Annotated in this window: 1 protein-coding gene; it reads left to right on the top strand. The window is 73.9% G+C overall.

Translation table 11 applies throughout. The annotated features are described in order from the left end of the window. The first annotated feature begins 116 nt into the window (after positions 1-116). On the top strand, positions 117-14,096 hold the full coding sequence (locus KKZ08_RS35855; protein ID WP_223778404.1) for a non-ribosomal peptide synthetase: 13,980 nt from the start codon (positions 117-119) through the stop codon (positions 14,094-14,096). Positions 14,097-14,129 lie beyond the last annotated feature (33 nt).

A 14,129-nucleotide genomic window follows, 5' to 3' on the forward strand; every position in this document is an offset into this window, starting at 1 on the left:
CCCGACCGAGTCAGCCGCCCACACCGACCGCACACCGCCCGCTCGGTCCAACCGGTCCAACCGACCCGATTGTCGTGACAGACCCGGCACGCCGCCGTTGTGAGGAGACAGAGAAGATGACCCGATCCACTGTCGAGGACGTCTGGCCGCTGTCGCCGTTGCAGACAGGGCTGCTCTTCCACGCCTCCTTCGACGCCCAGGGTCCGGACGTCTACCAGGGGCAGCGGACGCTGGAGCTGGTCGGGCCGCTCGACATGGACCGGTTGCACAGGTCGTGGCAGGCGCTGCTCGCCCGGCACGGCGCGCTGCGGGCGAGCTTCCGTGGCCGCAAGTCGGGCGAGGCGGTGCAGGTCATCGCGCGCGAGGCCGTGCTGCCCTGGCGTACGGAGGACCTCTCAGGGCTCGGGGAGGACGACGCCGTCACCGAGGCCGACCGGCTGGCGGCGCGCGAGCGCTCGCAGCGGTTCGACCCGGCGGTCGCGCCGCTGCTGCGGCTCCTGCTGCTCCGGATGGGCGACGAACGGCACCGGCTGGTCCTCACCAGCCACCACGTCGTCATGGACGGCTGGTCCATGGCGGTGCTGTTCAACGAGCTGCCCGCCGTGTACGCGGCGGGCGGTGACACCCGCACGCTCCCCAGGACGACGTCCTACCGCGAATACCTCGCATGGCTGGGCCGACAGGACAAGGAGGCGGCGCGCGCCGCCTGGCGGGCGGAGCTGGCCGGCCTCGACGAGCCGACCCTCGTCGCGGCGGCCGACCCGGCGCGGACACCGGTCGCGCCGGAAAGCATCATCATCCGGCTCTCCGAGCAACTGACCCACGACATGGGCAAGTTGGCCCGCGCCCAGGGCCTGACGGTGAACACGGTGGTGCAGGGCGCGTGGGCGCTGGTCCTCGCGCGTCTCGCGGGCCGTACGGACGTGGTGTTCGGTGCGACGGTCGCCGGGCGTCCCGCAGAACTGCCGGGTGTGGAGTCCATGGTCGGCCTCTTCATCAACACCCTGCCGGTCCGCGTACCGCTCGACGGCTCGCAACCCGTCTCGGACATGCTCGCCACCCTCCAGGACCGTCAGGCCGCGCTCATGGCACACCAGCACCTCGGCCTCTCCGAGATCCTGAAGTCGGCAGGCCCAGGCGCCGCCTTCGACACGATCGTGGTGTACGAGAACTACCCCCGCCCCCCTCAGGAGGAGCCCGCCCCGGACGCGTTCACCCTGCGTGCCCTCGGCGAGCGGGAGGCCGCCCACTACCCGCTCACGCTGGTCGTGGCTCCCGAGGGCGAGCGGATGGCAGTCAAACTCGACCACCGCCCGGACCTGTTCGACCACGCCACCGCGCAGTCGGTCGTCGAGCGGTTGGTGCGGGTGCTCGAACAGATGGTGGCGGATCCGTCGGTGCCGGTGGGCCGGGTGGAGGTGACGGATGCCGTGGAGCGTGGGCTGGTGGTGGACGCGTGGAGCGCGACGGTGGGGCGGGTGCCGGGTGTGTCGGTGCCCGGGTTGTTCGCCGGGCAGGTGGCGCGTGAGCCGGGTGCGGTGGCGGTGGTGAATGGTGAAGTCCGGCTGACGTATGGGGAGTTGGCGGGGCGGGCGGGATGTTTGGCGGCGTATTTGGTGGGGTTGGGTGTGGGGCGGGGTGATCGTGTCGCGGTGGTGATGGAGCGGTCGGCTGATGTGGTGGTGGCGTTGTTGGGGGTGTGGGAGGCGGGTGCGGCCTACGTTCCGGTGGACCCGGAGTACCCGGCGGACCGCATCGCATATGTGCTGGCCGATGCCGCCCCGGCGGCGGTGGTGTGCACCGACGGCACACGCGGGCTGCTGCCCGAGGAAGCGGAGGCAGGGCCGGTGGTGGTCGTGGACGACCCCGAGGTGGCGGCGGCGATCGTCCGGTGCCGGTCGGGACAGGGGGTTGCTCCCATGGCTGCGGAGGATTTGGCGTATGTGATGTATACGTCGGGGTCGACGGGTGTGCCGAAGGGTGTGGCGGTGCCGCATGGGAGTGTGGCTGCGTTGGCCGGGGATGCGGGTTGGTCGGTGGGTCGTGGTGATGCGGTGTTGATGCATGCGCCGCATGCCTTCGATGTGTCGTTGTTCGAGGTGTGGGTTCCGTTGGTTTCCGGGGCTCGGGTGGTGGTGGCCGGTCCGGGTGCGGTGGATGCGCGGGGGGTGCGGGAGGCGGTTGCCGGGGGTGTGTCGGCGGTGCATGTCACGGCTGGTCTTTTCCGGATGCTCGCGGAGGAATTTCCGGAGTGTTTCGTGGGGTTGCGGGAGGTGTTGACCGGCGGGGATGTGGTGCCGGCGGGTTCGGTGGCGCGGGTGCGTGAGGTGTGTCCTGAGGTTGTCGTGCGGCATTTGTACGGGCCGACGGAGGTCACGTTGTGTGCGACATGGCATGTACTGCCGGTGGGTGCGCCGTACGGGCCGGTGCTGCCGATCGGGCGGCCGTTGGGAAACCGGCAGGTGTACGTCCTGGACGCCTTCCTGCGCCCGGTCCCGCCCGGCGTGGTGGGGGAGCTGTACGCGGCGGGCGCGGGACTCGCGCAGGGGTACCTGCACCGGCCGGGGCCGACGGCGGAGCGGTTCGTGGCGTGTCCGTTCGGTGAGGGCGGGCGGCGGATGTACCGGACGGGGGACCTGGCACGGTGGTCACCCGAAGGCGAGTTGCTGTTCTTGGGGCGCGCCGACGAACAGGTCAAGGTCCGGGGGTTCCGGGTGGAGTTGGGGGAGGTCGAGACGGTCCTTGCCGGGCATCCTGCGGTGTCCCAGGCCGTGGTGGTGGCCCGGCAGGACGGTTCCGGTCCCGGCGACAAGCGGCTGATCGGATACGTGACAGTGGACGGGCAAGGTGCCGACGCGCAGGAGTTGCGTACGTATGTGGCGGAGCGGTTGCCGGAGTACATGGTCCCGGCGGCGGTCGTCGTCCTGGACGCCCTGCCCCTGACCGTCAACGGGAAGGTCGACCGCGCGGCGCTTCCCGCACCGGACTTCGCCGCCCGGGTGACCGGACGCGAACCGCGCACCGAAACAGAGCGCATCCTCTGTGATGTGTTCGCCGAGGTGCTCGGTCTGGAGCGGGTCGGGGCCGAGGACGGATTCTTCGAGCTGGGCGGCGACTCGATCAGCTCCATGCAACTCGCCTCCCGCGCCCGCCGTGCCGGACTCGTGGTGACACCTCGACAGGTCTTCGAGGAGAAGACACCGGAACGGCTCGCCACGGTGGCGGAGATCGCCGTGGCGGCGGCCACCGCACACGACTCCGGTGCCGGTGAGGTGCCCTGGACTCCGGTGATGCGGGCGCTCGGCGAGCGAGCCGCCCATCCGCACTTCGCGCAGTGGGTGGTGGTCGGAGCCCCGGCCGGGCTCGGCCTCGACGTCCTGGCCGCCGGGCTGAGTGCCGTACTCGACAGGCACGACATGCTGCGGGCCCGCACGCTCCCCGGTGAGTCGAAGCTGAACGTCGGTGCGCGCGGTTCGGTCGACGCGGGGCGACTGGTCTCCCGCGTGGACGCGGTGCACGCGGCCGACGACGCCCTGAGCGGGATCGCCGGACGGGCGGCCCAGGCCGCCGCGGAACGCCTCGACCCGGCCTCCGCAGTGATGACCCAGATGGTGTGGGTGGACGCAGGGCCGAGGCGGGTCGGCCGACTGGTGTTCGTGGCCCACCACTTGGTGGTGGACGGGGTGTCCTGGCGCGTCCTGGTGCCGGACCTGCGCGCCGCGTGTGAAGCGGCCACCGCCGGGCGCGCCCCGGAGCTGGACCCGGTCGGCACGTCGTTCCGGCGCTGGGCGGAGATGCTGACCGCGCAGGCGACCGATGAGCGGCGGGCCGCTGAGCTGGACGACTGGCTTTCCCTCCTCGGCGACCGCCAAGTACCACTGGGTACACGGGCGTTGAACCCGGCCCTCGACACTGTCCGGACCCTGCGTCAGCGGACCTGGGTGGTGCCCCCGGAGCAGGCGGCCACGCTGGTGGGCCGGACCACGGCCGCCTTCCACTGCGGTGTCGACGATGTGCTGCTCGCGGCTCTGGCGGGGGCTGTCGCGCGGTGGCGGCCGGATACCGCCGCAGGGCTTCTGGTCGATGTCGAGGGGCATGGCCGTGAGGCGTTGGAGGGTGTGGATCTGTCGCGTACGGTCGGCTGGTTCACCAGCGCCCGCCCCGTGCGGCTGACCGCGGCGGGAGTGGACTTGCCGCAGGCCCTTGCCGGTGGTCCCGCCGCGGGCAGGCTCTTGAAGGCGGTCAAGGAGCAGGTGCGCGCGGTGCCCGGCGACGGGCTCGGCCACGCGCTACTGCGCCACCTCAACCCCGGGACCGCGCCGGCCCTCGCGGCCGCCCCGGCCCCGCAGCTTGGCTTCAACTACCTCGGCCGGTTCGCCGCCGCCACCGCCGCGACGACGGCCCCCTGGCAGGTGACCGGTGAGTCCGCGATCGGCGGCTCCGTCCACCACGAAACACCCCTGCCGCACGCCCTGGAAGCGAACGTCACCGTCCAGGACACCGCGGACGGACCGCGGTTGGAGATCAGGCTGAGCTGGCCCGGCGGCCTGCTGGAGGAGGCCGAGGCCGAGCGGCTGGGCCGGGCCTGGGTGGCGATGCTCGGCGGGCTCGCCGCGCACACCGAGGAGAGCGGCGCGGGCGGACACACGCCCTCGGACTTTCCCCTCCTCGACGGCCTCACCCAGGACGGCGTCGAGCGGCTGGAGGCGGCGGTGCCGGGGCTGGCCGACGTATGGCCGCTGTCACCGTTGCAAGAAGGCATGCTCTTCCACGCCACCTTCGACGGCGAGGGCCCGGACGCGTACCAGAGCCAGCGTGTGCTCGCCGTGGACGGACCGCTGGACGCGGACCGGCTCCGCGCGTCGTGGCAGCGGCTGGTGGCCCGGCACGACGCGCTGCGGGCGAGCTTCCACCGCCTGCCGTCCGGGGAGGCCGTGCAGGTCGTGGCGTCGGACGTCGAACTGCCCTGGCGCGAGGCCGACGTGTCCGACCGCACGGAGGACGAGGCTTTCGCCGAGGCGGAGCGGCTCGCCGCCCGCGACGCGGCCGAGCGCCTCGACCTGACGGCGCCGCCCCTCCTGCGGCTGCTCCTGATCCGCCTCCGTGAGGACCGGCACCGCATGGTCGTCACCAGCCACCACATCGTGGCGGACGGCTGGTCGACCCCGCTCCTGCTGAACGAGGTGTCCGAGGCGTACGCGGCGGACGGCGCCGCCCCCGCGCCCGACCGGGCGGCGTCGTACGGGGACTACCTGGCGTGGCTGGCCCGGCAGGACAAGGAGGCCGCGCGGGCCGCCTGGCGTGCCGAGCTGGCCGGGGCCGACGAGCCGACCCTCGTCGCCCCCGCGGACCTGAGCGGGGCGCCCGTCCCGACCGAGGAACGCTCGCTGCGCCTCTCCGAAGAGACCTCGCGCGCCGTCACCGAACTGGCCCGCGTACAGGGCCTGACGGTGAACACGGTGGTGCAGGGCGCGTGGGCGATGGTCCTCGCACGCCTCGCGCGGTGCACGGACGTGGTGTTCGGCACCACCGTGGCGGGACGGCCCCCAGAGCTCCCCGGCGTCGAGTCGACGGTGGGCCTGTTCATCAACACGCTTCCGGTGCGCGTACAACTCGACCCTCGGGAACCGGTGCTCGCGATGCTCGCCCGGCTCCAGGAGCGCCAGACCGCACTGATGGCGCATCAGCACATGGGACTGACGGAGATCCAGGCGGTCGCCGGGGCGGGCGCGACCTTCGACACCATGCTGATGTTCGAGAACTATCCGCGCAGCGCACCCCTGCTTTCCAGCCCCAGCCCCGGCCCCGGCCCCGGCTCTGGCGTCGGGGGCCCCGGCCGAGAAGGCGGCGAAGTCGCGCTCGCCCAGGTGGGCAGCCGCCTCGGCACCCACTACCCGCTGGCCGTAGGCGTCGTCCCGGACGACTGCCTCGGCGTCCGCCTGACCTACCGGCCGGACGTGTTCGACGGGCGCCGGGCCCTGCACGTGGGCAGGCAGCTGGCCCGCGTCCTCGACCGGCTCGCGGCCGATCCCGCGCTCAGGGTCGGCGACGTCGACCTGCTGGAGACGGCCGAGCGCACCACGGTGCTCGACCGGTGGAACGCCACCGACCGGCCTGTCCCCACCGGAACCCTGGGGGAACTGTTCGAGGCGCAGGCACGCCGCACCCCCGACGCACCGGCCGTGATCGCGGCGGACCGGCAGTGGACGTACGCGCAGCTCGGCCGCGCCGCCGACCGGGTGGCGCACCAGGTGCGGGCGCACGGCGTGCGCCGAGGCGACCTGGTCGGCGTGGTGATGGAACGCTCGGCCGACGTGGTCGCGGTCCTGCTGGGCGTGTCCAGGGCCGGAGCGGCCTTCGTGCCGGTGGACCCGGCGTATCCCGCCGAGCGGATCGCGCACGTGCTGGCCGACGCCGGTCCCGCGCTCGTGGTCTGCACGGCCACGACCGAGCCGGCACTTCCGGCGGACGTGCCCCGGTGGGTGCACGGCACCCCCGGCACACCCACGCCGCACACCGGCCCCGCACACCTCGCCGAGGACGGCAGGAGCGGCGCGACGGACCCGGCGTACGTGATCTACACCTCCGGCTCGACCGGGACACCGAAGGGCGTCGTGGTCACCCACGGCGGCATCGGCAACCTGGCGGCCGGCCAGATCGAGCGGTTCGCCGTACGTCCCGACTCGCGCGTCCTGCAACTGGCCTCGTGGAGCTTCGATGCCGCCGTCTCCGAGATGTGCATGGCGCTCCTGTCGGGGGCGGCGCTCGTGGTGGCCGGCGCGGACCGCCTGCCGCCGCACGGCACGCTCGCGGACGTCGCCGCCGAGTTCGCGGTGACGCACATGACGGTGCCGCCTTCGGTCCTCGCGACGGTGGACGCCCTGCCCGACACCGTGTCGACCCTGGTCGTCGCGGGCGAGGAGTGCCCGCCGTGGCTGGCCGAGCGCTGGTCGGACCGGCGCCTCGTCAACGCGTACGGCCCGACGGAGGTGACCGTCTGCGCCGCGATGAGCGAGCCGCTGCGCGCGGTGGGCCACGGCCCGGTGCCGGTCGGCCGGCTGCTGGTCAACAGCCGGGCCTACGTCCTGGACGACTTCTTGCGGCCGGTCGCGCCCGGAACCGTCGGCGAACTGTACGTCGCGGGCCCGGGCCTGGCCCGCGGCTACCTCGACCGGCCGGGCCTGACGGCACAGCGGTTCGTGGCCCGCCCCTTCCACGCGCCGGGCGACACGGGCGACACGGGCGACACGGGCCGGATGTACCGGACGGGGGATCTGGCCCGGTGGTCGGCCGAGGGTGAGTTGTTGTTCGTGGGGCGTGCGGATGAGCAGGTGAAGGTCCGGGGGTTCCGGGTGGAGCTGGGGGAGGTCGAGGCGGTCCTTGCGGGGCATGACGCGGTCGGTCAGGCGGTGGTGGTGGCCCGGCAGGACGGCCCGGGTCTCGGCGAGAAGCGGCTGATCGGGTACGTGACTGAGAGCGGGCCGGGTGTCGACGCGCAGGAGCTGCGTGCATACGTGGCGGATCGGCTGCCGGAGTACATGGTCCCGGCGGTGGTGGTCGTCCTGGACGCGCTGCCGCTCACGGTGAACGGGAAGGTGGACCGGGCTGCGCTTCCCGCACCGGACTTCGCCGCACGGGTGATCGGACGCGAGCCGCGCACGGAGGCGGAGCGCATCCTGTGCGGGCTGTTCGCCGAAGTCCTGGGCCTGGAGCGGGTCGGGGCCGAGGACGGCTTCTTCGAGCTGGGCGGCGACTCGATCAGTTCCATGCAACTCGCTTCCCGCGCCCGCCGATCGGGCCTGGTGGTGACGCCCCGGCAGGTCTTCGAGGAGAAGACACCGGAACGGCTCGCCACGGTGGCGGAGGTCGCCGTGACGGCGGCCACCGCACACGACCCCGGTGCCGGCGAGGTGCCCTGGACACCCGTGATGCGGGCGTTCGGCGACCGCGCCACGCGTGCCGGATTCGCGCAGTGGGTGGTCCTCGGCGCTCCCGCCGGCCTGGGCCTCGACGTACTGACCATCGGGCTGGGCGCGGTCCTGGACACGCACGACATGCTGCGGGCCCGCACGGTGCCCGGCGAGCCGAAGCTGATCGTCGGTGAGCCCGGCACGGTGGACGCGTCCGCCCTGGTGTCCCGCGTTCCAGTAGCGTCCCACGAAGGCGTCGGCGACATCGCGGAGCGGGCGGCGCGCGAGGCCGTGGAGCACCTCGACCCGGCCTCCGGTGTGATGGTGCGCGCGGTATGGGTGGACGCGGGACCGGACCGGTATGGCCAACTAGTTCTCGTCGCGCACCACTTGGTGGTGGATGGCGTGTCCTGGCGGGTGCTCGTGCCGGACCTGCGGGCCGCCTGTGAAGCGGCGGCGGCAGGGAGCCAGCCGCGGCTGGAACCGGTGGGCACCTCGTTCCGGCGCTGGGCGGAGCTGCTGATGGCGCAGGCGGCCGACGAACGGCGGACCGTCGAGCTCGACGACTGGTTGGCCCTGCTCGGGAAGAGTCACGTGCCGCTCGGGCAGCGGGAGCTGGACCCGGGCGTGGACACCGCGCGGACCGTGCGCCGCACGTCGTGGGTGGTGCCCCCGGAGCAGGCGGCCACGCTGGTGGGCCGGACCACGGCCGCCTTCCACTGCGGTGTCGACGATGTGCTGCTCGCGGCTCTGGCGGGGGCTGTCGCGCGGTGGCGGCCGGATACCGCCGCAGGGCTTCTGGTCGATGTCGAGGGGCATGGCCGTGAGGCGTTGGAGGGTGTGGATCTGTCGCGTACGGTCGGCTGGTTCACCAGCGCCCGCCCCGTGCGGCTGACCGCGGCGGGAGTGGACTTGCCGCAGGCCCTTGCCGGTGGTCCCGCCGCGGGCAGGCTCTTGAAGGCGGTCAAGGAACAGGTGCGCGCGGTGCCCGGCGACGGGCTCGGCCACGCGCTGCTGCGCCACCTCAACCCCGGGACCGCGCCGGCCCTCGCGGCCGCGCCGGCCCCACAGATCGGATTCAACTACCTTGGCCGGTTCGGGACGGGCGCGGACCCGGCGGGCGACCCCTGGCAGATGACCGGTGAGACCGCGATCGGTGGCTCGATCGACCCCGAAACGCCCGCCACCCACGTCCTGGAGGCGGGGGCGGCGATCCGCGACACCCCGGACGGGCCCGAGCTGACGCTCACCCTGAGCCGGCCCGGCCTGCTGGTGACGGAGACGGAGGCCGAGCGGCTGGGCCGGGCCTGGGTGGCGATGCTCGGCGGGCTCGCCGCGCACACCGAGGAGAGCGGCGCGGGCGGACACACGCCCTCGGACTTCCCGCTCCTGCGCACCCTCACCCAGGACGGCGTCGAGGAGCTGGAGGCGGCGGTGCCGGGGGTGGCCGACGTATGGCCGCTGTCGCCGCTGCAAGAAGGCATGCTCTTCCACGCCACCTTCGACGAGGCCGAGCCGGACGTCTACGAAGGGCAGCGCGCCCTGGCCCTGGACGGTCCGCTGGACGCGGACCGGCTGCGCGCCGCGTGGGAGACCGTGCTGCGCAGGCATCCGATCCTGCGGGCGAGCTTCCATCGCCTCACGTCGGGCGAGGCCGTACAGGTCGTGGCGCGGGACGCCGAACTCTCCTGGCACCAGGTTGATTTGGGGGGACTCACGCAGGGAGCGGCGCGGCACGAGGCGGAGCGCCTGGCCGAGGACGAGCGGGCGGAACGGATCGACGTGACACGGGCCCCGCTGCTGCGCCTCCTCCTGATCCGCTTCGGCGAGGACCGGCACCGGCTGGTCATCACGAGCCACCACATCACGATGGACGGCTGGTCCCTGCCGGTCCTGATCACCGACCTCCGGGCGGCGTACGAGGCGCACGCCGCCGGTGGCGACGGACGGGACCTGCCGCCGGTGACGTCCTACCGGGACTACCTGGCGTGGCTGGACCGGCAGGACAAGGAGGTGGCGCGGGACGCCTGGCGGGCGGAGCTGGCCGGCCTCGACGAACCGACGCTGGTCGTGCCCGCGGAGTCCGTACGGGTGCCCGTGGTGCCGGACCGCATCCGGTTCGCGTTCTCCGAGGAGGTGTCACGGGGCGTCGCCCGGGTGGCACGTGACCGCGGCCTCACGGTGAACACGGTGGTGCAGGGCGCGTGGGCGCTGCTGCTCGCGCGGCTCGCCGGGCGCCGGGACGTGGTGTTCGGCGCGACCGTGGCCGGCCGGCCCACGGACCTGCCCGGTGCGGAGTCGGCGATCGGCCTGTTCATCAACACCGTGCCTGTACGTGTGCCGCTGGCACCCGGACAGCCGGCGTGCGAGATGCTCGCCGGACTCCAGGAACGCCAGGTCGCGCTGATGGCCCATCAGCATGTCGGGCTCACCGAGATCCATCGGCTCGCGGGCCCCGGCGCGGTCTTCGACACGCTCGTGGTCTACGAGAACTACCCGCACCCGCCCGAGAACGCCTCGGCGCCCGGCTCCTCACCCGGGTCCGAGAACGACCTCACACCCGGCTCCACACCCGGCTCCGCGCACGCCCCCACACCCGGCTCCGAGAACGGCTCCGCCCCCGCCCCCCTCCGTATCCGCCCCGCCGGAACACCGCAGGACATGGGCCACTACCCCCTGACGTTCGTCGTCTCGCCCGGCGATCCCATGCACGGCGACTTCGTCTTCCGGCCGGACGTGTGCGACCGCGCCCGCGCAGAGGACATGGTCGCGTCGCTGGTGCGGATCCTGGAGCAGCTGGTCGCGGACCCGTCGGTGCCCGTGGGCCGGGTGGACGTCGTGGCCGCCGCCGGGCGCGACCTCGTCGTACGCGAGTGGAACCGGACGCGGGAACCGGCGGCCGGCGCGGCGCCGCTGCCCGAACTCCTCGCGCGACAGGCGGAGCGGACCCCCGACGCGGTGGCGTTGAGGTCGGGCGAACAAGCGCTCACCTACCGGGAGTTGACGGACCGGGCCGGACGTCTCGCGCGGTACCTGGCGAGGCTCGGAGTCGGTCCGGAGCGCCGGGTGGCCGTCGTCGGTGAACGGTCGGCGGCGATGGTGGAGTCGCTCCTCGCGGTGTCGATGGCAGGCGGCGCGTTCGTGCCGGTGGACGCCGGATACCCGGCGGAGCGGATCGCGTACCTGCTGGCCGACGCGGCCCCCTCGGCAGTGGTGTGCACCGAGGCGGCGCGCGGCGCGGTGCCCGCCGGATTCACCGGCCGGGTCGTGGTGACCGACGATCCGCGGGTGGCGGACGAGGTGCGGCGGTGCGCGGGCGGCCCGGTTCGGGACGAGGAGCGCGGGGCGCCGCTGGGGGCGGCCAACGCCGCGTACGTGATCTACACGTCGGGGTCGACGGGGCGGCCCAAGGGCGTCGTCGTCACCCACGCGGGCCTCGGCAACCTCGCGCGGGCGCAGATCGACCGCTTCGCGGTACGGGCGGACTCACGCGTGCTTCAGTTCGCGTCGCCGAGCTTCGACGCGGCGGTCTCCGAACTGTGCATGGCACTCATGTCGGGCGGCTCCCTGGTGGTGGCCGCGCCGGACGGACTGCCGCCGCGGGTCTCGCTGGACGAGGCAGTGCGCCGGACCGGGGCGAGCCACGTCACCGTGCCGCCGAGCGTCCTCGCGGCCGAGGAGCGGCTGCCCCGGGCCCTGGAGACGCTGGTCGTGGCGGGTGAGGCGTGCCCGCCGGGGCTCGTGGACCGGTGGGCGCGGGGGCGGCGCATGGTGAACGCGTACGGCCCCACGGAGACGACCGTCTGCGCGGCGATGAGCGAACCGCTGCCGCCCGGCCGCGACGTGGTGCCCCTGGGGCGCCCGATGGCGAACGCGGAGGTGTTCGTCCTCGACGAGTTCCTGCTGCCCGCGCCGCCCGGCGTCGCCGGAGAGCTGTACGTCGCCGGTGCCGGGCTCGCGCGCGGCTATCTGGGGCGGGCGGGGCTCTCGGCGGAGCGGTTCGTCGCCTGCCCGTTCGCGGCGGGGACGCGGATGTACCGCACCGGGGACGTGGCGCGGTGGACGCGCGAGGGCGAACTGCTCTTCGTCGGCCGCGCCGACGACCAGATCAAGGTGCGCGGACACCGCATCGAGCCCGGCGAGATCGAAGCGGTCCTGACCGCTCACCCCGACGTCGTGCAGGCCGTGGCCGTCGCCCGCCAGGATCACGCGGAGGGCGCCCGCCTCGTCGCGTACGTCGTCGCCGACCCCGCGCGGCACACCGGTGACGGTCCGGCCGCCGCTCTGGTCGCCGAACTCCCCGCGTACGTACGGGAGCGGCTGCCCGACCCCATGGTGCCGGCGGCGTTCGTGCCGCTCGACCGACTGCCGCTGACCGCCAACGGCAAGGTGGACCGGGCCGCGCTGCCCGCGCCGGACTTCGCCGAGCGGGTCACGGCGGGGGCGCCGCGCAACGAGACCGAGCGGATCCTGTGTGACCTGTTCGCCGAGGTGCTCGGTCTGGAGCGCGTCGGGGTCGGCGACAGCTTCTTCGAACTGGGCGGCGACTCGATCATGTCGATGCAGCTCGCCTCCCGCGCACGCGGGGCGAAGCTGCTGCTGACGTCACGCCAGGTCTTCGAGGAGAAGACCCCCGAGCGGCTCGCGGAGGTCGCGGGGGCCGTCACGCCCGAGGCCGCCGTCGACGACGTCGGGGTCGGCGAGGTGCCCTGGACGCCGGTGATGCGGGCGCTGGGCGAGCGGGCCGCACGCCCCGGGTTCGCCCAGTGGACCGTCCTCGGCGCCCCGGCAGGGCTGGGCACGAGGACGCTGGCGGCGGGGCTGGGCGCCCTGCTCGACGCGCACGACATGCTGCGGGCCCGCACGGTCCCCGGAGAGCCGAAGCTGATCGTCGGCGAGCGGGGATCGGTGGACGCCGCACGTCTGGTCACGCGCGTGGCCGCGGCGGGCGCGGACACCGACGCGACCCTGGACGAGATCGCGGGCCGGGCGGCCCGCGAGGCGGTGGAGCGCCTCGACCCGGCCTCCGGCATCCTCACGAGGGCCGTGTGGGTCGACGCGGGCCCCGCACGCACGGGCCGGATCGTCCTGGTGGTCCACCACCTGGTGGTGGACGGGGTGTCCTGGCGGGTGCTCGTGCCGGACCTGCGGGCCGCGTGCGAGGCGGTGGCCGCGGGCCGCGAACCGGTGCTCGACCCGGTGGGCACCTCGTTCCGGCGCTGGGCGGAGCTGCTGATGGCGCAGGCGGCCGACGAACGGCGGACCGCCGAACTCGACGACTGGCTGGCCCTGCTCGGCACGCCACAACCTCCCCTCGGCAGCCGCGAACTCGACCCCGAGCAGGACACCGTACGCACCCTGCGGCACCAGACGTGGACGCTGCCGCCCGAGCAGGCGGCCACCCTGGTGGGTGCGGCCCCCGCCGCCTTCCACTGCGGCGTCGACGACGTCCTCCTCGCCACCCTGGCCGGCGCGGTCGGGCACTGGCGGCCGGGCACCGCCCAAGCGCTCCTCGTCGACGTCGAGGGACACGGCCGCGAGCCCCTGGAGGGCGTGGACCTGCTGCGCACGGTGGGCCTGTTCACCAGCGTGCGTCCGGTGCGGCTCGACGTGAGCGGTGCGCACTTGGACGCCGCTATGGCGGGGGGCGAGGCTGCCGGTAGCTTGGTGAAGGCCGTCAAGGAACAGGCTCGGGCGGTGCCCGGGGACGGCCTCGGTCATGAGCTCCTGCGGCATCTCGACCCCGTGACGGGCCCGGTCCTGCGGGCCGCGCCGGCCGCGCAGATCGGCTTCAACTACCTGGGCCGGTTCGCGGCGGGCGGCGGTGCGGGCGGTGGCACCGGCGCGGGCCGGATCGGGCCGTGGCAACTGGCCGGTGAGAGCGCGATCGGCGGTTCGGTCGACCCGGGCATGCCCGCCACGCACGTGGTGGACGCGGTGGCGGCGGTGAGGGACACCGCCGGCGGACCCGAGCTGACGATCACGCTGAGCTGGGCGGGGCGGCTGCTGGAGGAGGCCGACGCGCGGCGGCTCGGCGACACCTGGCTGAAGATGCTGGCCGGCCTCGCCGGTCACACCGAGGACCCCACGGCGGGCGGACACACGCCCTCCGACTTCCACCTCCTCGACCTCGCACAACACCAGATCGACGAACTCGAAGCCGGATTCTCCGTCGACCAGCCATAGCCGCCGGGCACCGGACGCCGTCAGGCACCAGCC

It is taken from the genome of Streptomyces sp. 135 (assembly GCF_020026305.1).
Classification (GTDB): domain Bacteria; phylum Actinomycetota; class Actinomycetes; order Streptomycetales; family Streptomycetaceae; genus Streptomyces.

Bases quoted from the DNA above. Each gene is read 5' to 3' on its own strand.
- KKZ08_RS35855 (WP_223778404.1), top strand. From the start codon at position 117: ATGACCCGATCCACTGTCGAGGACGTCTGGCCGCTGTCGCCGTTGCAG.